General features: G+C 55.2%; 18 protein-coding genes and 3 pseudogenes. 6 read left to right on the forward strand and 15 right to left on the reverse strand.

Annotation, left to right across the window (positions count from 1 at the left end; genetic code table 11):
* Positions 1-15: 15 nt before the first annotated feature.
* Positions 16-378 carry a fluoride efflux transporter CrcB gene (gene crcB / locus ACR0AD_RS11805; RefSeq protein ID WP_480487470.1) on the reverse strand — a complete coding sequence of 121 codons (363 nt, stop codon included), beginning with the start codon at positions 376-378 and terminating at the stop codon, positions 16-18.
* Positions 375-743, reverse strand: coding sequence for a fluoride efflux transporter FluC (locus ACR0AD_RS11810; protein ID WP_480487473.1), 369 nt, complete (start codon positions 741-743; stop codon positions 375-377). The genes crcB and ACR0AD_RS11810 overlap by 4 nt, the downstream gene beginning before the upstream one ends.
* Before the next feature lie 251 nt (positions 744-994).
* Here ACR0AD_RS11810 and ACR0AD_RS11815 point away from each other — a divergent pair, with 251 nt between their 5' ends.
* Positions 995-2,575 carry an FMN-binding glutamate synthase family protein gene (locus tag ACR0AD_RS11815; protein WP_480487475.1) on the forward strand — a complete coding sequence of 527 codons (1,581 nt, stop codon included), beginning with the start codon at positions 995-997 and terminating at the stop codon, positions 2,573-2,575.
* Between the two features lie 85 nt (positions 2,576-2,660).
* Here the strand turns inward: ACR0AD_RS11815 and ACR0AD_RS11820 are convergent, their stop codons facing one another.
* The 4 genes from ACR0AD_RS11820 to ACR0AD_RS11835 are packed head-to-tail and all read right to left on the reverse strand — an operon-like array spanning position 2,661 to position 6,577.
* Positions 2,661-3,317, reverse strand: coding sequence for an ABC-type transport auxiliary lipoprotein family protein (locus ACR0AD_RS11820; protein ID WP_480483711.1), 657 nt, complete (start codon positions 3,315-3,317; stop codon positions 2,661-2,663).
* A complete protein-coding gene (locus ACR0AD_RS11825; protein WP_480487477.1) occupies positions 3,314-4,630 on the reverse strand; it encodes an MlaD family protein in 1,317 nt (438 codons plus the stop codon). Before ACR0AD_RS11825 ends, ACR0AD_RS11820 begins: the two co-directional genes overlap by 4 nt.
* 5 nt (positions 4,631-4,635) lie before the next feature.
* On the reverse strand, positions 4,636-5,451 hold the full coding sequence (locus ACR0AD_RS11830) for an ABC transporter ATP-binding protein (RefSeq protein ID WP_480487479.1): 816 nt from the start codon (positions 5,449-5,451) through the stop codon (positions 4,636-4,638).
* Between the two features lies 1 nt (position 5,452).
* Entirely contained in the window at positions 5,453-6,577 is a 1,125-nt protein-coding gene (locus ACR0AD_RS11835) for an ABC transporter permease (RefSeq protein WP_480483714.1), read from the reverse strand.
* Positions 6,578-6,834: 257 nt separating this feature from the next.
* Between ACR0AD_RS11835 and ACR0AD_RS11840 the strand changes: the two genes are divergently transcribed.
* The 3 genes from ACR0AD_RS11840 (at position 6,835) to ACR0AD_RS11850 (ending at position 11,171) form a co-directional block, all read left to right on the forward strand.
* Positions 6,835-8,373: an alkaline phosphatase family protein gene (locus ACR0AD_RS11840; RefSeq protein ID WP_480487480.1), complete on the forward strand. Its 1,539-nt coding sequence runs from the start codon at positions 6,835-6,837 to the stop codon at positions 8,371-8,373.
* Between the two features lie 201 nt (positions 8,374-8,574).
* Entirely contained in the window at positions 8,575-10,470 is a 1,896-nt protein-coding gene (locus tag ACR0AD_RS11845; RefSeq protein ID WP_480487482.1) for a PAS-domain containing protein, read from the forward strand.
* Positions 10,470-11,171 carry a response regulator transcription factor gene (locus ACR0AD_RS11850; RefSeq protein WP_480483716.1) on the forward strand — a complete coding sequence of 234 codons (702 nt, stop codon included), beginning with the start codon at positions 10,470-10,472 and terminating at the stop codon, positions 11,169-11,171. The genes ACR0AD_RS11845 and ACR0AD_RS11850 overlap by 1 nt, the downstream gene beginning before the upstream one ends.
* Positions 11,172-11,286: 115 nt before the next feature.
* Here ACR0AD_RS11850 and ACR0AD_RS11855 read toward each other — a convergent pair whose 3' ends face one another.
* The 7 genes and pseudogenes from ACR0AD_RS11855 to ACR0AD_RS11885 all read right to left on the reverse strand — a co-directional run.
* Positions 11,287-12,597, reverse strand: a complete 1,311-nt coding sequence (locus tag ACR0AD_RS11855) for an HlyD family type I secretion periplasmic adaptor subunit (protein ID WP_480487484.1) — start codon at positions 12,595-12,597, stop codon at positions 11,287-11,289.
* A complete protein-coding gene (locus ACR0AD_RS11860; protein ID WP_480487486.1) occupies positions 12,581-14,728 on the reverse strand; it encodes a type I secretion system permease/ATPase in 2,148 nt (715 codons plus the stop codon). Before ACR0AD_RS11860 ends, ACR0AD_RS11855 begins: the two co-directional genes overlap by 17 nt.
* Positions 14,725-16,068 (reverse strand): TolC family protein, encoded by a 1,344-nt coding sequence (locus ACR0AD_RS11865; protein ID WP_480487488.1) that lies wholly within the window; start codon positions 16,066-16,068, stop codon positions 14,725-14,727. The genes ACR0AD_RS11860 and ACR0AD_RS11865 overlap by 4 nt, the downstream gene beginning before the upstream one ends.
* Entirely contained in the window at positions 16,058-16,897 is an 840-nt protein-coding gene (locus tag ACR0AD_RS11870) for a SapC family protein (protein ID WP_480483720.1), read from the reverse strand. Before ACR0AD_RS11870 ends, ACR0AD_RS11865 begins: the two co-directional genes overlap by 11 nt.
* Before the next feature lie 46 nt (positions 16,898-16,943).
* Positions 16,944-18,161 (reverse strand): annotated as a pseudogene (locus ACR0AD_RS11875) (adhesin); the annotation flags it as partial.
* 9 nt (positions 18,162-18,170) lie between these two features.
* Positions 18,171-18,482: pseudogene (locus ACR0AD_RS11880) on the reverse strand (Ig-like domain-containing protein); the annotation flags it as partial.
* A pseudogene (locus tag ACR0AD_RS11885) lies at positions 18,477-20,774 on the reverse strand (Ig-like domain-containing protein); the annotation flags it as partial. The pseudogenes ACR0AD_RS11885 and ACR0AD_RS11880, both read right to left, overlap by 6 nt.
* Positions 20,775-21,002: 228 nt before the next feature.
* On the opposite strand from ACR0AD_RS11885, the gene ACR0AD_RS11890 reads away from it, so the two are divergent.
* Both ACR0AD_RS11890 and ACR0AD_RS11895 read left to right on the forward strand, forming a co-directional pair.
* The gene (locus ACR0AD_RS11890; protein ID WP_480487490.1) at positions 21,003-23,051 is read left to right on the forward strand and encodes a dockerin type I domain-containing protein; all 2,049 of its coding nucleotides are present in this window, start codon (positions 21,003-21,005) and stop codon (positions 23,049-23,051) included.
* A gap of 93 nt (positions 23,052-23,144) precedes the next feature.
* On the forward strand, positions 23,145-23,936 hold the full coding sequence (locus tag ACR0AD_RS11895) for an inositol monophosphatase family protein (RefSeq protein ID WP_480487492.1): 792 nt from the start codon (positions 23,145-23,147) through the stop codon (positions 23,934-23,936).
* A gap of 3 nt (positions 23,937-23,939) precedes the next feature.
* On the opposite strand, the gene ACR0AD_RS11900 is transcribed toward ACR0AD_RS11895, so the two are convergent.
* A complete protein-coding gene (locus ACR0AD_RS11900) occupies positions 23,940-24,506 on the reverse strand; it encodes a histidine phosphatase family protein (protein WP_480487494.1) in 567 nt (188 codons plus the stop codon).
* Complete coding sequence (locus ACR0AD_RS11905) at positions 24,507-25,568, reverse strand: ABC transporter ATP-binding protein (protein WP_480487496.1); 1,062 nt, start codon at positions 25,566-25,568, stop codon at positions 24,507-24,509.
* Between the last annotated feature and the right edge of the window lie 11 nt (positions 25,569-25,579).

The raw sequence follows: 25,579 nt of genomic DNA on the forward strand, positions 1-25,579 counted from the left end.
CCAGCTAGATGCACTTTAGCTCGTTAGCAACAGGCCAAGCCAGAAAGAAAACCAGCACAGAGCAAGGCTGATCAGAATATTGCCTGCTGCCAAAAGCAATGTGCGCTCGCGGTGAAGTTCGAGCGATTGGTAGGCAAAGCTGGAGAAGGTTGTAAAACCACCGCAAAACCCGAAAACAAGGCGTTTTTGGTCCTCGGGAATGTCTACTGGACCTCCTAAAAACCCAACCCAGATCCCCAGCAGCAAGCTACCCAACACATTTACGAGCAAGGTTGCTAGTGGCAAGTCGTGCCGAATCCTCAGCGCCAGCCAATGCCGCATCACGGCCCCCAGACCTCCGCCCAACGCGAACATGGAATGAAGATACACTTCGCTCATGACGGCGTCTTTTCGGAATGAAAATGCCGTCCAAGTCTTTCACCAAACAGCGCGGCAGCAAGGCCAAATGAAACTTCCAGCCCGATTGCCAGGGACGTTACCCATAGGCCGCCGTCGGCTATTCGTTCAAGATCTGCGACAAAAGACGAAAAGGTCGACAATCCACCGCAAAACCCGACGGCGCCAAGATGCAGAACATGCGCGTGCACCTTATGGCGCACGGAATATAGCCAGCCCAGAACAAAACAGGCGACTACGTTGATGCCAAAAGTCGAGGTGAGAAAGCTTAGACCTGGGATCTCTAGTGTAAACGCCTCACGCAACAACGACCCAAGTGCACCGCCTGCGAAGACGGATAGAAACATCACGCTTTTTCGGTCATGCCAGAGGTGGGATTGTGTGTTTGCCAAGGATCGGCCCTTTGTCGTCCGTTAAGCGTGATTTATCCGCCGGTTGCACCGGGTTCAACAGTTGGGCGGTTCGTAACATGATTTCACGTTTGCGTCCCTCAGCAGACATTTTTCCGCGGGCACTTGAAATAAAATTTCAATCTGTTTCACGTTGAGTTCTGACAGCATGGCTCATCAGCCCGATAATAACACAAGGAGTATGGAACATGATTGTACGCAGAATTTTCTTTTTTCTGAGCTGTGTCTGTCTGCCGGTGGTTCTGATCCTTGGGTTCTTCTGGTCTCATGCGCTTTGGCTTCTGATCATTTTGGTGCCGTACGCGATCATCGGTCTTTATGATGTTCTGACGACCAGGCATAACGTCCTGAACAATTACCCGGTTCTTGGGCATTTCCGGTACATGCTGGAATTTGTAAGCCCGGAAATTCGCCAATATTTTGTGGAAACCAACGAAAGCGGACGGCCTTTCAACAGGATTGTCCGAGGGCTGGTTTATTCTCGGGCCAAGGGGCAGGTGGACACACAGGCGTTCGGCACGCAATACGACATTACCGAAACCGGGTATCATCGCGCCAACCACTCACTAGCCCCCAAACATGTAGACAAAAGTGAAGAACGCATAGTGCTGGGGGGTCCGCAATGTACGCAACCCTACAGCGCCTCACGCCTTAATGTGTCTGCCATGAGCTTTGGCGCGCTCAGCGCCAATGCCATCCGCGCGCTGAACGGAGGAGCCAAGGATGGGGGGTTCGCGCATAACACCGGAGAGGGTGGGCTGTCACCGCATCATCTGGCCGAAGGCGGGGACATCATCTGGCAAATCGGGACGGGTTACTTCGGGTGCCGGACCCCTGCTGGTGGATTTGACAAGGACAAGTTTGCCGAAAAGGCAGGAAGGGACGTGGTCAAGGCTATTGAGATCAAGCTGTCTCAAGGTGCAAAGCCCGCCCATGGCGGTGTTCTGCCTGCTGCCAAAGTCGATGCCGAGATTGCCGAGATACGGGGAGTGCCCGAACATCAGGATGTGATTTCTCCGCCCACCCACAGTGCCTTCGATGGGCCCACAGGTTTGATGCATTTTGTCCAGCACCTGCGAGAAATGTCAGGCGGCAAACCTGTCGGGTTCAAGCTGTGCATCGGCAGGCCGTCCGAATTCATGGCGATCTGTAAAGCAATGCTTGAAACGGGTATCTTGCCGGATTTCATCACAATTGACGGGGCCGAAGGGGGCACGGGCGCAGCCCCGGTGGAATTTACCAACCGGTTGGGTATGCCCCTGAACGAAGCCTTGATCTTTGTCAGCAACTGTTTGCGCGGTGTCGGAGTGCGTGACAAGATCCGGATCATCTGTTCCGGAAAAGTGGCGACCGGTTATGACATGGTCGAGAAGTTGGCGCTTGGTGCCGACATGTGCAACTCGGCGCGCGCGATGATGTTTGCGGTGGGTTGCATCCAGGCATTGCATTGCAACACAAACCGTTGTCCGTCAGGGGTGGCTACACAAGATCCCATCCGCGGGCGCGCTGTGAACGTGCCGCAGAAACGCCGCCGTGTTCATCGCTATCACGATGCCACACTGGAAAGTTTCCGCGAGCTTTTGGGCGCGATGGGCAAGGAAAAAGCGTCCGAGTTACATCCCCGTGATATCCTGCGCCGAACTGCGGACGAGCATGAGCGTACCTATGCCGAGCTTTATATTTATCTGGAGGACGGTGCCTTGTTAAAGGACGACATTCCCGAAGAATTTGCAGATGATTGGAACCGAGCTTCGGCCGCACAATTCTGAAAACCACATTGGGTAGCGCGATGATTGGTCATGTGAAAGCGCGGCCGTAGTTGCCCGCTTTTTCCGCCGTCTTATGCAACTTTCGTTATCTGGGAATGGATCGCGGGTTGTTTGCCACGTGGGTATTGATCTTGCGAATGCTCCATTCAACAGAGTCTCTCATCGCGCGCCCCAACGCCAGGTCAAACGCGTTGATCAGATCCGGCGTCTGATCGCTTGCCGCCACGACGTTTTCCTGGAACGAGCTGGATGCAACGATTTTATCTTCGTATTCGTCGATCACCTTGATGTTAATACGAACTTCGACGCGAATATTGGCTCCGTTCTCGGTATTTTCGATCACGACCCCCTGAAACTCTCGAAGGTCCGGGGCTATTACATAATCGGCCCGCAGGCCAACGGTTGAGCGTCCAACAGCTGCGACTTTGCCCGAGTTCTCAAAGCTTTCAACCAACAAGGTTTGAACGATCAAGGGCGCGCGATCCACCCAGCGGGCGCGGGGCAAATATTGAACCTGCAACGAGGTGGGCTGAATGGCAATCTGGTCCGTGTTCACTGCGGCAGTTGCCGTGGGTTCCTGAACGACGATCTGCTTTTCAATCCTGGGCAGTGCGGAGGAAAAAGTGCTTTTTGGGGTCAGCAGATACAAATCATTTGGTTTCGCCGCTTGTTGCAACGTGCCCAGACCAGCGCAGCCGCCAAACAACGCGACCATCAACATTGCAAGTGCAGGCTTGATCATTGACGGAACTCCGATGCTTGGGTGCCCAGAAGGAAACGTGCCGGATCGCGTTCAACTTTGTCTACGAGGCGATCCAGACTGATAACAAGACGCTGGGATTCTTCGATGAAACGAACAAACTGAGGCAACCCGACCCGCAGGAAGTCTGACACTTGTCGGCGGTTGCTCTGAACAATGCCGTCGATGGTTCCCAGCAATTCGGACGCGGAATTTGACGCGCTCAGGACGTCGTCCGAGATCTGGTCAATCTTTTCCGTTATGCCCGCGACAGTTTCAGTCACCTGATTGGCCGCCTTCCGGACATCTTCCGCAACAGGTGCCACGTCTTCCTCCATGACACGATTTGCAGAGTCAAAAGCGGATTCTGCCGAAGCCAGCGCCCCCTTGGCGGACTCCATGGCCGTAGTAATCGAACCAAGCGTCGTATTGGCGTTCATCACGGTTTCGTTTACAATTCCAAGGGTGATGCTGCCTTCATCAGACAGAACGGTCAATCGTTCAGCCAGTTGCGAGCCTCGCTCGATGAAAGGCTTCACGTCCTGCTGCAAAATGCGGTCCGCCGTCTGAAGGGTTGTTTTAGCTTCGTCCAGCGCCGTTTTGGCGGACCCGGATGCCGTTTTGACGGCTTCCAATGTTTCCGTGCCGGTCTTGAGCGTTGTTTGCGCAGTTTCGATCAGTGGGTCCAGCCGCTTTGAAAACGCGCCAATATCCTGCGCAGCGCTGCCGATGTCATTTGCGACGGATTCAAAACTTGTCAGTGTCTTGTCCAGTTTACCCGTAGCCGAAGCAAGATTGTCCAGAATACCGCTCACAGCTTCCCGGTTTTTATCATCGACGACTTTGTTCAGGTTTTCCAAAAGTGTCACGGCTTCATCCAGAACTTTTGGCGCGCCTTCGAACAGGGATTGAATTGCGCTGCGTTTGCTCTTGATAACACTCTTTTGTGGCAATCGTTCAGCGTTAGCCGATCCGCCGGTCAGTTCAACATAGCCAACACCGGTCACGCCAAGTGACTGAAGCTGCGCGATTGTCTCATTGGTTATCGGAATGTCTGCGTCCACTTCGATCCGCACCCGAACCTTTGACGGATCATTTTCATCCAGTTGCAAGGAAACGACCTGCCCGACCGGCAGGCCGTTGAAGTTCACGCCGCCGGCTGCCGACAGACCTGCGACATTGTCAAATAGTACATCGTAATAAGCGTATTGGCGCGTGATCTCAAACTTGGCGAGCCACAGGAAAAAGCCGAATGCGCCCAACAACCCCGCAAGGGTAAACGCGCCGATCAGAATATAGTTCGCCCGGGTTTCCATTGCCTTTACCTGTTTTGCCCCTTCTGTTGCGCCGCGCGGGCGCGGGGGCCTGTGAAGTATTCCTGTACCCAAGGATGGTCGACCTTGGTTATATCCTCAATCGGACCTTCAACCAGCACACGCTTTTCTGCAAGCACTGCAACGCGGTCGCAGATCGCGTATAGACTGTCCAGATCATGGGTGACCATGAAAACAGTCAACCCAAGTGCCTGCTGCAACTCGCCGATCAGCTCATCATACGCGGCTGCGCCAATCGGGTCCAATCCTGCGGTCGGTTCGTCCAGAAAAACGATCTCGGGGTCAAGGGCAAGCGCTCGTGCTAGCGCGGCGCGTTTGCGCATGCCACCCGACAGTTCTGACGGAAACTTGCCGCAACTCAGCTGCGGCAGACCCACGAGGCTGATCTTCAATGCACCCAGAGACTCCATCAGTTTTTCGCTGAGACCTGTGTGTTCCCGCAAAGGAGCCATCACATTTTGGAGCACGGTCAGTGACGAAAACAGTGCCCCGTCCTGAAAAGCAACGCCCCAGTGGCGTTCGATTCTGCGACGATCATCTTCCGGACCATTCAGAACATCGACGCCCAGCACCTCGATTTCTCCGGCGGCGGGTTTGTTCAGCCCTACGATAGTTCTGAGTAATACGGATTTACCGGTGCCCGACCCGCCAACGATTCCCAGAACTTCTCCCTTCCAGACATCAAGATTCAGGTTTTCGTGTACCACCTGGGTACCGAACTGAGTTCGGAGCCCGCGTACACGAATGACAGCCTCACGACCTTTAGTCGCGGCAGCTGATGGCTGTGGTGTATCCCCGGTCATGTCATATCCCGATCTCTGAGAAGAAGATCGAAAACAAAGCGTCGATTGCGATCACCATGAAAATGGATTGAACAACTGATGCTGTCGTACGTTGACCGACACTTTGGGCGGACCCCTTGACCTGCATTGCCTGCCAGCAGGCGATAACGCCGATGACGAGCGCAAAGAACGGAGCTTTGATAAGACCGACTGCCAATTGCCAGACGTCGGTGTTTTCCTTCAAACGGGTAAGAAACATTCCGGGGCTTACACCCAGGTCGATCCAGCTCATCAAGGCACCGCCAAACAGGCCTGCCATATCGGCGACAAAACCCAATATGGGTAGCATGATCAACAAGGCCAAAACGCGCGGAATGACCAGAACTTCGATCGGGTCCAGACCCAGCGTTCGCATTGCGTCGATTTCTTCCTGCACTTTCATCGAGCCGATTGACGCAGTGAATGCAGAACCCGAGCGCCCGGCAACGATTATAGCCGTCAGCAATATGCCCAATTCACGCAGAACCGAGATCGAGATCAGCTCGACCACGAATATCTCAGCTCCAAATTGCTTCAGTTGGGTCGCGCCCTGAAATGCTAGTACGACACCGATCAGAAACCCCATAAGGGCCACGATTGGCAGTGCCTTGAACCCGGTCTCTTCCATGTGTGTGACCAGCGCTGCCTTGCGAAGTCGCCATGGCATGACAATGGTACGAAACAGCCGATGCAGTGTCAGACCCAGAAATTCGAGGATGGAAAGCGTATCCCGCCAGGCACCTACGGTGATGTGACCCATCTGTGCGATCAAATCCAACAGACTTCGCGGTTTATCAAGTTCACCGGGTTCGTCGGGTATGCTGCGGGTTACAGTATCTATCAGAGTGGCATGTGCCGGTTTCACACCTTGAAATTCAAGTGTTGCACCTTGTGACGTGAAGCGTTTGCCAAGGTCCGCGATCAGCCAGGCACCGCCGGTATCCAGGGCTTCGACCTCGGACAGATCGAGAACAAGCCTGTCTCCGGTTGGGCGGACAGAGGCAAAACCTTGTTCAACGGTTTGCAGCGATTGCGTGAGCAGCTCTCCGGATATGCGTACACGAGTACCGCTGGAATCGTGTTCTGAGATTATCGAAGGCTGCGTCATGAGGTCATGTGAAGTGAAACATTCAGTGACCGCAATGGCTTTGTGCCATTGGACTTCTTTTTGCCGCGCTGGATGGCCTTGACGTCACGCCGACCGTCGCATTGGAGCTATGCTGAACAGGTGCATGCCAGAGGTTGTCGCACAACAACTTTGTCGGGATAGCACGCCTTTGCCTGACCGACAAATCGGTTGCGCTATGGCGGGAAGCAATACACATTCCGCGTTGTTTGTTACGGCGCGGAATCGGAGAAGTCGGTATGCATCAGACCAAGAACGTCTTGTTTGTCATCATCGACCAACTTAGAGCGGATTGCCTGTCCGGGGCCTTGGCAGACCATGTGAACCTTCCGAATTTGCGGGCTTTTATGGATGAGGCCGTGACCTTTACCCGCCATTTTTCGGTCACCAATCCCTGTGGTCCCTCGCGCGCATCGATTCTGACCGGTCAATATGCGATGAATCATCGGTCGGTAAGAAACGGAACGCCGTTACGGCACGATACCCCAAACATCGCCACGGAGATGCGCAAAGCTGGTTACTTGCCAATGTTGTTTGGGTACACAGATACCTCCGCCGACCCGCGCGTCCATGATCCCAATGACCCTGACCTCAAGTCTTACGAACAGTCGATGACCGGGTTTGTTGAAGTTGTCGAAATGCGCCTTGAAGAATCATATCCTTGGCAAGCGCATCTGATGAAAAAGGGGTACCAGTTCGAAAAGTACTGGGATGTCTACAAGCCCGTTTCGCCCGACGGTGGACACCCGCGGCTGAATGATCCCGCGCTGTATCGGGCGGAAGACAGCGATACAGCTTTTCTGACAGATGCCTTTCTTGATGGGATCGCGCCGCATCGTGGAAAGGGTTGGTTCGCCCATTTGACCTATATCCGCCCGCATCCGCCCTTGGTCGCACCGGCCCCGTACAATGACATGTATGACCCGGCGGATATCCCTCTGCCGCACTGCTTGCCAAGCGCAGCAGCAGAAAAAGCAGTGCACCCGTTCTTTGGACCAAAGCTGGATACCTTTAGCGCGAAAAAATTCGTTCACGGTTTCGATGACGTTGAACCTACGGACGAAAACATTCGCACCTTGCGTGCTATATATCTGGGTCTGGCGACCGAGGTTGATCACCACATCGGTCGTGTTGTCCAGTACCTGAAGGACAGCGGGCAATACGACGATACATTGCTGGTTATCACCGCCGATCATGGTGAAATGCTGGGGGATCGACACAGCTGGGGCAAAATGACGGTCTACGACGCAGCGTATCACACACCGCTGATGATCCGTTTGCCCGGGAATGAAGCTATGGCAGGAAGCAAGATCACCGTTCCAACCGAGTCCGTGGATGTCACTCCGACCATACTGGACTGGATTGGTCAGGCTGTTCCGAACGCTATGGATGGTCGGTCCTTGCTGCCATTGTTGCGGGGTAATATCCCAGACGATTGGCGCGACTATTCTTTCAGTGAACTTGATTTTTCAGAACCTGAAAACCCTACGCTGTGGCAGCAAGACTTGGGGACCGGTAACAGCGACTCGTGTTTGGGAATATTGCGGGATGAACGGTTCACACTGGTCGAGTTCGCTGCCGATCTGCCCCCGATCCTGTTCGACCACCAAGGTAAGGGCGAATTCGAGAACGTCGCGGAGAATCCAGATTTTGCAACGGACCTCGCACGGTTAAGCCGACAGATGTTGCGCCACCGGATGAAAAATATGGACCACACATTGTCCTTGCATTCGATCACATCTGAGGGTGCAAAATCCCGCCCCAGATACACATCTTAGAACGCGGTTTTTTGTCAACGTTCATCTATTCTAACTATACCGGGCACTCGGTCACGGGCAGGTGTGTCGACGTATTTCTCTTTGCGCATTCGCGGATTGGCAAAAGCACTTGAACGAAGGCAGAGTCCGAAACGCCTCCTCTCAATTCCACTACCCGCGCGTGATTTCTGATGCTACGCATGAGCCGTGGAGAAGACCAACTTGAACATAACCGAAAAGCGTATCAAGGCGATGACGACCGCCGGGCTGAACCTGATCGGTCAGGCGCTTTCCATTTATGACAGCAAGTTGCAACTGGTGCTCAGCAATCGCCGCTTCCAGGAAATGTTCGGTTTGCCGGATGAGCTGGTTCAAAGGGGCGCTCTGTTTCGCGACACGATCCACTTTCTTGCCAGCCGCGGTGAGTATGGCGACGATGAAAGTGTCGAGGAAATGGTCAATCTGCGTGTCCAGCAAGCCTTGGCGTTTGAGCCCCACTACATGGAGCGCGTGCGCCCCAATGGGCAGGTTGTTTCAATTGAAGGCGCGCCGCTGCCCCAAGGCGGGTGGGTCGCGGTCTACACGGATATTACCGGCACGCGGCGGGCGGAAAACCTGTTGCGGGCGCGGTCAGAGGAACTGTCGGAACAGTTGCTGAGCCACGCGGAAGAACTGTCCGCAACCAACCGCAAACTTGCGGCCACGATCGCGGCGCTTGAAGAGGCCAAGCGGGAACTGACCGAAATCGAAGCGCGTACTCGTATGGTGACCGAGATGATGCCGGCTCATATCGCGCATTTGGACAGCGACGGCCGTTACGATTACTCGAACCGCCGCCTGAGCGCCGTCATGCCCGGGCGTCCGTCCGATATTCTGGGACTTCATATTTCTGAAGCGTTAGGCACGGCCGCCTTTGAACGGGTTCAGGCCCATTTGCTTAAGGCCTATAGCGGAGAGCCGTCGGTCTTTGAGTTCACTGAAGATCAGGATTCCCGCCGTATTCGGGTTTCGTTTACGCCAGATGGGGCAGGGGGTGTGTACGTGATGTCGGTGGACATCACCGAAGAGACACAGGCACGCGTTGCATTACAGCAAACCCGCCGCCGGGCGATGGCTGCCCAGATGACCAGCGGGCTTGCCCATGACTTCTCCAATCTGCTCACTATCATCCTTGGGATGCAGTCCCGCCTCGACAAGATGGATTTGCCGGATGGCGCGCAGGAACTTGTGGCCGCAACTCAACAAACGGCGCGCCGGGGCGGGCAGCTGTTGAACCGGATCGCCGACATGACTGGAAACCGAACGCCGCAACCGCAGGCCACTGACATCGGGGGATTGTTGGAAGACCTGAGGATTCTGGCGACGCCCTCGCTGCCTCGCGGTGTGGGCCTGTCCGTCGTAAACACCTTGCCAAAACAGACATTGATGCTTGATCCGGGTATGGTTCAGGATGCGCTTTTGAATTTGGTTCTGAATGCCAGGGATGCCTGCGGGAGCACGGGCCAGATCACAATCAGTGCACATGCCATTGGTGAGATCTGGATCGAAGTCACGGTTTCCGACACTGGGCCGGGGTTTTCACCCGAGGCGCTTGAAAAAGCGCTGAACCCGTTTTTCACAACAAAAGGGAGCGACGGTTCGGGTCTGGGGCTGCCGATGGTTTATGATACGGTCAAGCTTGCTGGTGGCGATCTGAATCTAAGAAATACGCCATCTGGGGCCTCAGTTGTCATGCGTTTGCCTTTTCGGCCCGCTCCTCCGGCGCAGGACGGATTGGTACTGTTGGTTGAAGACAGCGAAGACCTGCGCGGGCAGTTTCGGGACATGCTGGTGGATTTGGGCTTTACCGTCATTGAAGCAAATTCAGTTGATGAAGCACTAGCCTTGATATCAAGTGTGAAGGACATTTCGCTGGTCTTGTCCGATATCCGTTTGGAAGGACACGGTACAGGCTTGGATATCCTTGAACAGTTGAAACCGGGGTTGCCGCTTATCCTTATGACATCTCTGCCAAATTCAGATCCGCTGCATCAACGGGCCCTTGCTTTGGCACCTGTTTTGCGTAAACCGTTCTCACAGGCCCAATTGTCCGCTCTCATCCAAGCCGAGGCCGCCTGATGTCGCAACCAATGGTGACCATTCTCGACGACGAACCCGAAATTCGGCGCATTCTGACGGATGCGCTGGAGGATGCCGGTTTCAGAACGCAGAGTTTTTCCCGTGCCAGAGAGTTTGAAGCATCCCTTAATCGAGTAACCCCTGATGTCTGCCTTGTGGACCTGTCCTTACCAGATACCGACGGGCTGGCGCTTGTTCATCGCTTGGCGCTGGAACAGGGTGCAGCAGTGATCATTATTTCCGGCCGGGCGCAGGTTCAGGACCGTGTGACAGGGCTGGAGCTTGGCGCAGATGACTATATTACCAAGCCGTTTGACCCCACCGAGGTCGTAGCCCGGGTACGGGCCAGGTTGCGCGCGCCGCGCGGTCGGACATCACAATCGGACAGGGCGGAATTCAACGGCTGGATTGCGCATTTTGATCGGTATGTTCTGGAAGACGGGTCAGGGGCTGAAACACCTTTCAGCCATGCAGAAGGCGAGGTTTTGCGTCTGTTTCTGGAAAGCCCCAAGCGGCTGATCAGCAGGGGGCAGATGCAGGAATCCTTGGGCGGTGCAGCGGGCGACAGCTTTGATCGTGCTATGGATGTCAGAATCTCCAGATTGCGTACGAAACTTGGTGAAGACCCAAAGAATCCGCGCCTGATCAAAACGATTTACGGTGCCGGGTATATTTTTTTAGGGGATGTCGACTGGAAATAGCGACGCTATGTTGGCCAGAATGTGAACCTGAATTTCTTTCGATCCCCTCTGCGTCAGGCAGTGTAGATAGAAAACACAGTAAGCGTCGCAAGAACGAATATTTTGGTCTTTGCGTTCACTCACGCAAAGCTTGATCTTTTATCTTCACGACAGGTTCCAGCAGATACTCCAATACGGATTTTCGACCTGACAAAATGTCAACCTCTGCGATCATGCCGGGTATGATTTCCACTGCGACACCATTTCCATCGAGCATGGTGTTGCTCGTGCGAATTTCCACAACGAACACCTCTTCGTCGTTCCGCTCTGATCGTGTGACGGTATCGGCGCCAATCCGTACGATTTCACCATCCAGCGCCCCGTATCGCGCAAAATCGTAAGCCGTGATCTTTACCTTTACGGGCTGTCCAGCACGCAAGAATGCAATATCTTCGGGCTTTACGTAAGCTTCGACCAATAGTGTGTCGTCCAGGGGAACAATCTCGACAAGATCTTCGCCACTCCGCGCCAAACCTCCAATGGTGGTTCGGTGGATGCGGTTGACGATACCGCGAACCGGAGAGCGAACCTGCGCTCGTGCAGCGCGGTCGCGTAGGGCAGGCAAGGCGGGTTGCAAGGTCGCCAGTTCCGCAGTTGCAATGGCCAATTCAGTAAGCGCCGCACTTCGAAATCGGCTGTGAGCAGCTTGAATCCGATCATCTATTTCATTTAAACCGGTTTGCAACCTGCTGGTCACGGCTTCGGCACGGACTTTGCGGCCGCGCCACTCAGCCTCGCTGCGCCGTAACGCCAGCAATGTCGTTGCCGGTTCCATTTGCCGCTCAACAAGCGGAGCTATGATTGCACGCTCCTCCCCAAGCACCTTTAAAGTTTCTTCTGCTGTTACCTGATCCACTAAACCTTCTTCGTGTTCTCGCTGCTTTTGCTCACGCTGACGTTCCAATATGGCGATTTCTGCTGCCAGCTCTGCTTGCCGACCCTGATACAATGCAGTTTCCGAACGCACGACACTGGGCGCACCTTCGATCAGCTGAGCACCGAAATTCAATTGTGTTCCATCAATTTCTGCCTGCAGTCGCTGTGCACGGGCTTGCAGCCCGAAAGCGCGCTGTTGTTCCTGGCTAAGTTGGCTGTCGATTTGTGTGGCGTCCAATTCCATCAACAATGCCCCTTTGTCGACCAACTGGCCTTCGCGCACATGAAGCGACCGCAGCACGCCAGGCTCGGCGGCGTCGATCACCTGTATGTCTCCCGAAGGCACGATCCGCCCATCGACCCGCGTTACGTCATCCAATTCGGTCAAATGCGCCCACAACCCGGCCGAGACAATACACGACAGGATCAACAGCAAGAGCAATGAACCACGAACGGGGGACCGCCCCTGCATTTCGCGCGCCAACTTCGCCAGATCAGGATGCTGCGACATTCAGGTGCCTCCCTTTCTGACGCATGTGCTGCGTCAGCAGGCTCTTGGGTCCATCAGCTGCGATTTTTCCGTTTTCCAGAACGATAACCCTGTCCACAAGCTCCAGCAGACTGGTTCTGTGCGTTACAATGACCAGGGTTGACCCGGAGGTTGACGCACTCAGGCGTTGAACCAGTTGGGCTTCGGTTTTGACGTCCATCGCACTGGTTGGTTCATCAAAAAGCAAAACCGGAGGTCGCCCGATAAGTGCCCGTGCCAGGGCGATTGCCTGCCGTTGCCCACCGGAAAGCCCCTCACCGCGTTCAGCGAGTTGAAGGTCATAGCCCGAAGGATGGCTGTTCACGAATTCTTCGACACCGGCAATACGGCCGGCTTCGACGATGTCGCAATCTCTGGGCCGGACTGCGCCACTTGCGATATTGTCCCTGACAGACCCCGAAAAAAGCCAGACATCCTGCAGAACGGATCCGATATTGCGTCGCAAGTCACCCGGGTCGATCTGACGTATGTCTAATCCATCAATCATGACCGAGCCCACTCGCGGCGTGTAAAGCCCCAATAGCAGGCGCGCAATCGTGCTTTTCCCGCACCCGATTTGACCGAGAATTGCGACTTTCTCGCCAGGCTTGATTGTGAATGAGACACCATGCAGGGTATCTTCGCTTTGGTCAGAATACGAGAAATGCACGTTATTGAAGGCAATTGCCCCTTTGAAATCAGATCGGGTCAGCCATGTGCGCCCTTCCGGGCGTTCGCTTTCTGCATGCATTAGCGCATTGAGGTTGCGATAGGCGCACCTGGCCTGATTTACGCGGGTCAAAGTCTGCGCCAGTTGACCCAGAGGGGCCAACGCCCGACCAGTCAACATTACCGAAGCCACCAGCGCACCCATGCTGGCTTGCCCGTTTGTAATCAGAAAAACACCAAGAAATACGACAAGCACTTGTGCGGCCTGTTGGGTGAATCCGGTCAGGTTCAGGGCAAATTGCGTGACAGTTCGGCTTCGTGCACCATGCGCTGACTGCTGTTCGATGGCCTGTTCCCATCGTGCGCGCATTTTTCTGCCTGCTGCCGTTGTTTTAATGGTTTCAAGTCCCGAGACAGCCTCAACCAGAACTGATTGCTTGGACTGTCCATCGGACAAGCTTCGTTCCGCCATCCTTGATAAAACTGGCTGCACCGCCAAACCTGTCAGGAGCACCACCGGTACGGCCAGTGCAGGGATCAAAGCCAGTTGTCCCCCAACCAGATAGATCACCAGGATGAACAACCCGATGAAAGGCAGGTCAACAACGGCCACCAGCGTCGCGGATGTAAAGAATTCTCGCAGAGTTTCAAACTCGCGAATGGTGCTGGTCATGGCACCGGTAGACCCAGTGCGCGATTTCATCTGGATGTTCAGCAACTGGTCGAAAATGCGCCGGCCCATCAACAAGTCGGCTTTCTGCCCAGCCTTGTCGATAAATCCCGCCCGCAGCAACTTGAGGGCAAAGTCAAAACACAGTGCCAACGCCACACCCAGGGTCAAAGCGATCAGAGACTCTGTTGCTTCGTTGGGCAATACCCGGTCATAGACCACCATGATGAAAACGGACGTAGACAAACCAAGGAGGTTTGCCAGCGCCGCAGCGAGTGCGACTTGAACGTATGACCACCGGCTGGCGGACAGGGCGTTCCAGAACCAGTGACCGCCATGTGAACCGGGCCCGTCCAATGTTTCGCCGTCGTGATGGCGACGGAACAGGATTGCGTAACCGGTATGACAGGCTGCCAGCATGTCTTCGGAAACTTCACCGATACCTTCGCCAAGCTCTGGGTCGAAGACCAAAAAGGCGCCAGCTTGCGTTCGTCCGTGAAAGACAACGGCTTTACCCTCTGCCAACAGCAACAGGGTGGGTGTCAGATTGTCATCCAAGTCGGAAAGGCGCATTGCTCCATATCCCGCCTGCATGCCCGCCTTTGGCGCGAGGGCGAGAATGTCCCGTACTGTCAAATCCCCATCTGCGCCAGTTTGCGCCGCGTGCAGCACCGCGAGACTCAATGGCCGTTCAAGTGCCGACGAGATATTCAACAGACAGGCTTCAAACGGTGTAAGTAACGAGGCATCGGTGGCAGGGTGGGATGCGTTCATTGTGTAGTGCCCCAGTCGCCCAATGAAACCCCAAGCAGGTCGAGTATGTCTCCGGTCAGGCTTAGGGCTGCATAATTGGTTAGAAAGTAGCTCTGTTCCGCAAGGATCAAACGTTCCTGAGCATTTACGTAGTCGCGCTGAGCATCCAGAATTTCAATGAGGCTACGGCGGCCGATTGAAAATTGTTCACGGGATGCAGCGACACTTTCCGCGTTAGCCTCTACGGCAATTCGGGCTTCGCGTAACCGATCGGCACCCGCTTTTTGATCCGAACGGATAAAACCCAATTCTCGCGTAATTTCTCGGATAAGCTGCTCGCGCGCAAACTCTGTCTCTTTGACCAACGATTCCGCCGCTGCTATTGCGGCGCGGCGTTGGCCGGTGCTGTCCAACTCGTAATTGAAAGAAAGATCCACTCCAAAATTCGCGTCACGATTGTTATCCTGGTTTGCGAATGCGGCGACCCTGACATCAGGGCTGCGGCGCGCTTGCGCTGCGGACCATTCCGCCTTGGCGGCCAGAAGGCTTGCATCGGACCGCCGAACCTGAGGACTGTTCATTATGATCTGCATGTCACTTCTTTCCAGCCCAGGTGCCGGAACTGGTGCAGAAAGAGTGCCAGGTTCATCCCCAAATACTTCGCGGAACCGCGCTTCGGCACGGTCTGTGCGCGCATACGCATCAGCCAGTTTTGTGCGTGCATCGGACATGCGTGACCGGGCTGCCAGGACGTCGGCACTTGAACCGACGCCGTTTTCTGTTCGGTCGGTTATCTGGCGAACAAGCTCTTCATGGGTCAAAACATTCTGTGCTGCGATGCTTTGAATCTTTCGTTGATCGAGGACAAGTACATAGGTCTCGATAGCTGCGAGCGCAGTGGATGAGGCCGTTTGAATTTGATCGCCTCTGCTTTCCAAGACACGTGCCCGCGCAGCGGTCAGATCCCCTGAAGCCGCCCCGCCGTCATAGACCAATTGTGAGACCCTCAGATACGGCGATACATCCGCAATATCTGATGCAATCCTTTCAGATCGCGCGTTTAGCCCCAGCGAAATCTCCGGGAGAAAAGCGCCTTCAGCCGCGTCTTGTTTGGCCTTCGCGATGCCCATTCTGGATTTGACTTGCGCCAGGTTTGGGCTGTTCTCAACCGCCTTTTTTACCCGCTGCCCGAAGGCGCTGTGACTGAGTGTTTTTGATGGTTTAGTTGCCCCAGCACCGGCTGTTTGGGCTGCGAAGGACATCGTCACAGGCGTCAAATCGGGTGGACGCGTGCAGGCGGAAACCGAAACCAGAAGCAGACTGAGCGCGACAAAATACTGCGAATACTTACTAAATGGCATACTGACCCTCCTGCCACCGATGGTCGAGCAAGCTTTCCTTTCGTTGGGCGGCTGCCAGCGCCTCCATAAATTCTGAAGCACCCGACCTAACGCCGGTCGACGACTTTTTCTCCAATTGCTCGACGCGCATTTGAGCTGGCAAGAGCCACGCGCAATGGGTCAAGGAAACTTGGTGGGCATGTATGAGGCGCAGGCCTCCGTTCATGGCGAGCAATGACAGATGCGCTGAAGGAACTTGCCGCAAGGCAACCAGCTTGACACCAAAGTAACCGTCGAGGCATTCGTCCATTTGTGCGCAGGCGAGTGGGGAAAAAAGCCCCATATCGCCTATCGTACGGCACAACTGATATGTGTTCTCCAGTGATGCTGTAAGAGTGCGAAAGAACGCCTGGACATTTCGCAGTTCAGCCCCCAGCGCTCCGGTTCGGTCAAAGAATGGTTCATCGTCGGGGTTGTCGGTAACCAGCTCCAGGCTTTCGTTGACAAGCAAGTCAAATTCCCCCTCTCCGGTTTCGTCCTGAAGCTCAGGTGGTCGGGATTGAAAGGGCACACACCGTAGTGCCGAGGGAACATAGCTTGCGCGCCATTCCCCTTTTGCTGACACGTATGGCGTCGGTTTGTCTGGTGTCATCGATAAGATTGCCACGGGGTAAAATCCCCGTTTGGATTTCCGGAACGCGATCGGAAAATTGGCCGCTGCCTGTAGGATCTCTGCCTCAGCCACCGGGCAGTCGACCATATCGCGCGCGAATTCGAACGACGTGTAACGTTTCCAGAACCGATGACCATGTCGTACTCGTGTGACCGGGGTTAAGCCATTCTGTGCCATAACTGCCTCGTGTTTCTGATGAACGCCAATTTGTTCCTGAGCTGGCTCAGGCCGTCGCACCGGTTGGGTCGGTGTGTATGATGTTGTCGGCTGTCAAGCCGCTGAGATCGGCGAGGCCATGGAAAGTGGCGAGGGTCTCGACGTTGGCATCGCCAGGTGTCACGAAATCAACTTTGATCAGGACACTGTCCGTTCCGTCCGTTGCCATCACATAGAGCGCGTCACCTGCAATTGCTCCGGCAAGGCTCTCTACAGCCGTTTCGAGTGTAACGGCATTGAGGTCTGCAAGAACGGTATCGAGGCCTACAAATCCAGTGTCTGTGCCTAATGTGTCACCGACAGTAAGAAGCTCAAAACCCGTGCCATCACCTCGGAGCGTAGCGACATTCAGTCCGCTGAACATCAGAGCGTCGGTTACATCTGCTGCGGGCCCAATTGTGAAACCGGTTATGCTGTCTACGCCATTGTTGTTCGGGTCGGCTTCAAAGACAACGACGTCCCGCCCGGCTTCGGTGATGTCAATGCTGTCATCGCCACCACCGCCACGAATGATTGTATCCGTGTTTGCCGCGGTGAGGATGTCATTGCCATTGGTGCCAAACTGAACTGCAACAGGGCCACCTTCAGGTGTTTTGATCGTTAACTCAATGGGTTGAGCAGCGTCCTGTACCGTCATCGTGAAGGTGACAAGAGGCTGAGACAAATCGGAAAAAACAGTCGCCGCCCCAGCGAAGTTGATGATGTCACCTGTGCCTGGGTTTGCCAGGAACAAATCAAACGCGCTGTGTTCCGTGTCTGATCCGATGTCGAAAGTGGCGACAGATGAGTCAAACTCAAGCTCCGCTGTAAAAGCCAAGCCACCAGAGATGTCACGATTAGCATCAGCATAAATGGCAAATGTAACGGTTGATCCACTGCGCCCGACCTCTGAGAGCACGTAGGCAGCTGGCTCATGAGCAACCGCCTGATCCGATACAGGTAAGGGATCTGGTCCCCCTGCAACGGTTGCCTGGGCTGATATAGTCAGGGCATCCCCAGCTTCTATGGCGGCGAAATCTGACGACGCAACAGCCAGTGTCCAGGATCCGTCCGCGGTTACTGTCGCGCTGCCGACGGAACTGCCGTTCAGCAAAACATCTACAATCTGGCCGTTTGAAAGCCCGGCAGAGGAACCGCTGACAGTAATGCCTGACGCCTTGGCATCAGCAAGGGCCACTGCGTTGTTCACGCCGACATCGTCCAGCATCAGAACTGGCCGAAAGTCCGTTGTTACCGAACTGCTTGCCGCTACTGCGCTGTTGCCAGCGATATCGTCAACTGTTGCGGTGATGGTGTAGTTTGTTCCATCGGAAAGCGCACCCAGGTCGCTGGCTGGCACAGTTATCGCCCAGGTTCCACCCGATGCAACACCTGTATAGGTTTGCCCGCCAAACGTGACAGAGACTATTTGACCATCTTCCGAGGTCGTCGTGCCTGAAATTGTCAGGTCTGTAGCTTGTTCCATTACATCCAATACGGAGCCAACCGGCAAACTGTCGATCGTGATTGCTGGCGCTGTAAAATCGGTTGTGAAACTCGTCGAGATTTGGTTGCCATTCCCAGCAGTGTCTGAAACAGAAGCCGTGACATTATAGGTACTTGCGTCCTGGAGGCCTGAAAGTTCGGCAACTGTTGCGGTATAGGTCCAGACACCACCGGTTACCGTTGCTGTACCGCTTACATCTACAGTTCCGTCTGCGCGCGCGATCTCCACAGTAATGACCGTTCCATCCTGAGCGTCAGAGGTTCCCGAGACAATCAGGTCGGTACCTTGCTCAGCAGCGTTCATGACAGTGCCGTCAGAAATACTGGTTATTCCCAGGGTAGGGGGTGTGAAATCGGTCGTGAAACTGTTGCTGGCCTGTGACGCCGGATTTCCTGCGGCGTCGGAGACATCCGCCGTTACCGCCACGGTGGCAGCATCAGAGAGGGCCGCAAGGTCGGCAGCGGGGACAACTGTGCTCCAAGACCCTCCGGTGGCTGTAGCAGTGTAAATTTGACCGCTCAAAGTGACGGTCACAACTTGGCCATCTTCGGCCGACGTTGCGCCCGATATTGTCAGGTCCACCGCTTGTTCGGCAGCATTCATGAATGCGCCGGTCGAGAACGTGTCGATGCTGAGGGTCGGTCCTGTGACATCTTTCGAAAGTGTCACATCAGCCTGAGGGGCTGTCAGCCCGTTTGCGTCGCTGACATCTGCGGTGATCTGAAAGCTGCCTCCGTCGGCCAAAGATGCCAGATCACCGGCTGGGACAGTTACAGTCCATGTTCCGCCCGTCACTGTCGAGGTATATGTTTGACCATCCAGTGTGATGGTGACTTGCTGGCCATCTTCGACATTGGCGGTTGTCCCGCTTATAGCCAAGCTTGCCGCAGCTTCAGCGGCGTTGAGAACTGCGCCGACGGAAAGCGGAGATATCGAAATTGAGGGGCCGGTCAGGTCTACTGGTACAGTAACAAGAATCGGCACGGCCGGGTTGCCTGCGATATCCTCGACCGCCACAACAATTGCAGCAGGTGTTCCGGTGGACAGACCGCTGAGGTCAGAATTGGGGATCGTGACAGTCCAGTTTCCGCCTGTCGCAGTGCCGGTGTACACCTGCCCGTCGAACGTGACGATGATGGTTTGCCCGTCCTCGGCCGTGGTGGAACCCGTTAAGGTTAAGTCACCAGCCACATCAATCAGGTCAATTGATCCACCCGCAACAGGATCCAGAGAAACACTTGGCGCGGTGAAATCCGTATCAAAGCTTCCGCTGGCCTGTGCGGCCGGGTTTCCAGCCGCGTCAGTCACGTCTGCGGTGACATTTACGATTGCGCCGTCAGGCAAGGCGCTAAGGTCAGCCGCCGGGACGGTTACGCTCCACTGTCCTCCGGAAACCGTACCGGAATAGCTTTGCCCGTTCAGTGAAACCGTTACGATTTGCCCGTCTTCAGTATCAGTTACACCGGTGACCGTCAGATCGGTGGCCTGCTCTGTCAGGTTGAGTACCGGCCCGTCAGAAAACCCGGTGATCGACAGGCTTGGCGGGACCGTATCGATGTCAAACTGAACGGATTGTGTCGACAGCTCGGCCCCCGACCCATCCAGGTTCCTGATGGTCACCGTCGACACACCCTGTGGAAGCCCGCTGGCTTCGGCTGCTGTCAGAGAGATGCTCCAGCTGCCATCGGGGTTGGGTGTCACGGTTTTCACCAGTGACCCTATTGTGACTTCGATGGTCGCAGTCCCTTCGGGAGCGATGGCGTTGGTGCTGACGTTGTTCAGTGCTGTGGATTGCAGCTCGGCGAGGTTGAGGCTTGTGTAAGTCGGGGTGGGTTCGGATACGACGGGGCTGTCTTCACCGCCACCGCCGCCACCTCCTGCGGCCGCAGCCGCCCCTGCCAGGCCCAATCCGCCCAACGCCGCGCCGGCACCACTGATGCCGCCTGCGGACGCACCCGCGGAAACACCTGCTTCCACGGCGCTGAACTGGGCAATCTCCTGAACCGCGTTCTCAGCGATCATGATGGCACCGCTGTCCAGGATCTGGACGTTTTCAGCTGCCACGATCATTGTCCGGCCATCGGCCATTTTTAGAAGAACATCGCCATTCTTCATCAACTTGACCGAGCGAACGCCTGGAATGGTTTCCGCGAACTGGAAAGCATACAGTTCTTCGATTGTGGCTTGTGATAACGCGGGCAAGGCCATCAAAGTTGAAATCAACCCGCCGGCCGCGCCGCGCCCTGCCCAGCGGCCAAGTTTTCCATCGATCCACTGGCGAATGTGTTGCTTGCGGTCCGTTTCCGAAGGTTCAGCCGCCGGACGGTTGTTGAACTCTGGTGCTTTGGTCATCTTACCCTCACATGTGGTTTCCGCGATCACCGAAATGGAAGACAGATCGCGCTGATAACGGCTGGCTCATCTGTCTTTCCCACTGGTTACTGTTGCGATCGAAAGTGAAAAATTGAGTTAATCTGAAACCGAACTTCTCGTTTTCACCACAATTCCGCTTTTGTTTCGGTCCGTGCATCAGGTCATCTTTTGGTCAAGGCCAGGGGTGGCGATGGAGGTGTGGCTGTGATGCTTCAATTCGAAGGTGTGGTGGCAACGGGGAGCGCGGCGCTCGATTCAGGTATCGGCGATACGGCTTTAAAAACGTTTAACGGAACCACGTATCTTTATACCGTCACCGGACCGGGTGGCGGCGTCGCGGTCTGGAGGCTGGTCGAGGGCGCGTTACCGCAACTGGTCGACACGGAATATTACAGCGGCACAATCACGTTTCACGTTGGTCGCAGTGGCACACCGATAACGCTGGCGGGATCCGAACAACTTGTACTGGATGTGAATATGGCGGTCGGGTTGGTCGGATATGACCTGAACGTGGATGGCACCCTGGACAGCCTTACGGAAACCGGATCTCTGGCAGGAGGAGGAGATATCTCGGCGATTGTTCAAGTGTCGATCGGACCCATGGATGTTCTGGCAATGGCTCATGAAGAAACGGGTCAAATCGGGACATATCTTGTTAATCCAGATGGAACGCTGAGCCTTGCTGGTCTTGTTGCTGGCTCTGGAGACGCGATGCAGACGCTGCGCGCAGGAACAGACCATTTCCTGATCTCAAGTGATGCGGCCAGCAATACAGTCTCAACTTATCGGATCGACAGCATTTCCGGTCAGTTGACCGAGATTGACAACAGTTCAGCCATGGGAACCCTTGGAATCTCGACTCCGACAGCCGTCGAAACGATCGATGCCTACGGCAAGCCCTGGGTGATCGTGGCGGGCGCAGGCAGCGACTCGCTCAGTGTGCTTCAATTGAAAGCTGACGGCAGCCTGAGCGCCACAGACCATATTCTGGATTCGCACACGACCCGCTTTGAATCCGTGCAGGACCTTGAAGTCGTGGACATCAACGGGCGCGTATTCGTCGTGGCGGGTGGCGGCGACGATGGGCTTACATTGTTCACGCTGACACCGGAAGGCCAGTTGGTCTATCTGGACAGTTTCGCCGACACTTTGAGTAGTGGATTGCAGAATGTCGAATCGCTGAGCCTTGCTCACGTCGGCAATGAGTTGCAGATTCTGGTTACGTCGCAACAAGACGCTGGAGTCACTGTCATTTCGGTTCCTGTCGATGATCTTGGGGTCGTGAACAAAGGGTTTGGAACAGTATCGGGGACGGCCTTTGACGACATGCTGAGTGGCAGTATTCTGGATACCACCCTGATGGGTGGCGATGGCGATGACATACTGATAGCAGGAACAGGTGCTACGACCATGTCAGGTGGGGCAGGGGCCGACATTTTCGTGATGCAGTCGGGCAGCGGTCTGACCACGATCACGGATTTTCAACCGGGTGTGGACCGTCTGGACATGTTCGACTACCTGCTGTTGCGGTCCCCTCAGCAACTGACATTCACCAGCACCACCCAAGGGGCGCGGATAGAGTATCGGGGCGAGGTGGTGCAGGTTCAGTCCGCTTCGGGCGGAACGCTGACCAGTACCGATATTTTCGGGGCCGGGTTTGAAGGCCCCGATCACATTCCGGTTGAATTCGGTGATTTCGGCGGTTTGAAGCCGGACAGTTCGGATGGCGTGCTTGGGCCAATCACAGTGGACAGCCGATCTGTAAATCCCGGATTGTCGGATGCGGAGATTAGATTCACTCCGATCGGCGGTGGCACGGTATCTGTCACGGCTGACGATCAGGGACAATTTGACTTGGACCTTCCGGATGGCACGTTCCCCGGAAGACTGGACATCATCAAGCACTATTCGACGGCAAGCAAAGAGATCGACGCAATGGACGCTTTACAAGTGTTGCGCATTTCGGTTGGCCTCGATCCGACATGGGGGCCCGCCGATGCGGAAAACCTGATCGCAGCGGATATCAATCAAGATGGAACCATCAATGCCCTGGATGCACTGGCGATTTTGCAGGTGGCTGTTGGGCAAACCACTGCGCATGAACCTCAATGGGTCTTCTTGGATTCAGATGCGGACTTGTCGGGAGTTACAAAAAGCAACGTTGATTATCAGACTGGAATGGATGTTGTTGCCATAGACGGGGTGATAACCGCCGATATGACGTCCATTTTGCTCGGCAACCTCGAGGCGGCATGAATTGAAATGAACGGTGCTGCAATTCAGTCATTGCAAGGCTTCCGCTTGGACCGCAATGTTGGCCTTAGATACACAAACACAAAAGGACAGGCCATGAATCGTCTTTCGGAACGCAGAGATTTTGCCATCGCGGTCTGTGAAGAAGCTGGGGTGATGGCCGAGAAATACTTCTTGGACAGGAGTAATCTGGTTATCGATCAAAAAGGTGCTCAGGACTGGGTGAGCGAGGCGGACAAAAACGTCGAAGCCTTCATTCGCCAAAAGATCATGGATGCTTGGCCGCAGGATGGGATATTTGGCGAAGAACACGGCGCTGCCACAGGCAAGAGCGGTTTTGACTGGGTGATTGATCCAATTGATGGAACTACGAATTTCGTCAATGGCATACCCGTTTGGACGATTGTTCTGGCCGGTGTCACCGAAGGGCGTACTGTGGTCGGTGTGATCCGGGATCCGAATATGGACGAGACCTTTGTGGCAACACGCGGAGAGGGCGCGACACTGAACGGTTCACCGATACACGTGGCCTCTGGGGTTGCTCTTCGGGATGGGACGGTTTCTGTGGGGTATTCGAACCGGATCGAAACTCGCCACGTCGTGCCGGTGGTTGCAGAACTGATCGAGCGCGGTTCCATGTTTCACAGAAACGCCAGCGGTGCATTGTCATTGGCCTATGTCGCAGCCGGGCGACTTCTGGGTTATGTGGAAGAACACATGAACGCCTGGGATTGTCTGGCTGGGCAATTGTTGGTTGCAGAAGCGGGCGGTGTTGTCGAAGATCAAGACGCCGACGCGATGATCCGCGACGGTGGGCGCGTGATCGTCGGCACACCAGATGTATTTGAAAGTTTGTTGGAAATCGCAGAGAACGCTTGGGGGGCTTAACGCCTAGGCCATTGGCAACCAAGTGGAATTAGGTTGCAAAGTTGTCAGGCTTGCCTGCCAATAATGGCCTTGTGACGGTTGATCGTACTGGCGGTCAATCGGATTTCCGGAAAGCTCACACCACAACAATGTCCCGACCGCGCCATGTGTAACGATGGCGAGGTCTCCGGTGCCATGGGCACGAGTGATTTCCAAGACTGCCCGGTGAATGCGCCTCTGCGCGTCGGCCGCAGTTTCCCAACCGCGAAAGCTAATGTCCGGCTGGGCAAAGAATGCGTCGGCGGCCGCCTCGAACCTTTCCCGTGGCAGGAAACCAGTGGTACTCCGATCATTCTCGCCAAGTTCCGGGTGGATATTTAGAGGCAACCCCAAGGGCGCGGCCATAATCTCACCAGTGTCGCGAGCCTTTCGTTCGCTGCTGGCCCAGATATGGCTGACATTGGCCATAGCTTCACCGGCGGCAAAGGATGCGGCGCGCCGGCGACCTGTCGTGCTCAGACCCCATTCCGTAATGGGGGTATCCGGATCAATATCGACCTCGGGGTGAGTGATGATCAGTAAATTCGGCATCTAGTCAGGCAGAAGTACCGGCCCTTTGCCCGCAAACCCCATCCTGATTTCGGTACCCGGTGCAAGCGGTGCATCAACATCATCGTGGACCGCAAAAACCTGACCAAATGCGCCGGTCAGCGTGTATTCCATCCGCACGCCAACATAGGTTGCCTTCGCCACTGTAGCGGCGATGCCGTCATCAGAACCAATCACAAGGCGCGAGGGTCGTACAGCGATGGTTGCGGGCCCATTGGTCAAACCCCGACGCGGCAGAGTGTGACGGTATCCTTCGATCTCGATCGTTGCAGTATCACCGTCAGTTGCAATGATTTGACAGTTGAGCAGGTTTGCCTCGCCTATGAAATCGGCAACAAACCGGTCATTCGGGGCATCATAAAGCTCGCGAGGTGTACCCATCTGAGCGATCGCGGCGTTCCGCATCACAACAATCTCGTCCGAGACGGCCAGGGCCTCTTCCTGATCGTGGGTGACATAGACAACCGTCAATCCAAGGTCTTGCTGAATGGCCCGGATATCCTCGCGCACCTGGCGTCGCAGCTTGGCATCAAGGTTGGATAGCGGCTCGTCAAACAGCAGAACCTGTGGTTCAAGAACCAGCGCTCGCGCGACGGCGACACGTTGTTGCTGACCACCCGAGAGTTCGGAGGGAAGGCGATTGTCGAACCCCTTGAGCCCTACCAATTGCAAGCCATGCAAGGCGCGGCTGCGAGCCTCATCCTTGGCAAAGCCCGAGAATGTGAGGCCGTACATTACGTTCTCCAGCACGCTCATGTGGGGAAACAGCGCGTATGATTGAAACACCATTGATACGTCGCGGTCTGTTGCGGGCAGATTGGTGACGTCACGGTCGCCAATCATAATCTTGCCAGAGCTTGCCATCTCTAAACCGGCAATCATGCGCAACGTCGTTGTTTTCCCACAGCCTGACGGACCAAGCAGCGTAACCAGTTTTCCCGCTTCGACATGAAGGTTAATGTTATCAACAGCCACAACGTTTTTGCCGAACACTTTCGACACGTTCTCGAACCGAACCGGCGCGGCCTTGGATTGCAGGCTCATGTCAAAATCTC

This window comes from Ruegeria sp. BH8, from assembly GCF_056538065.1.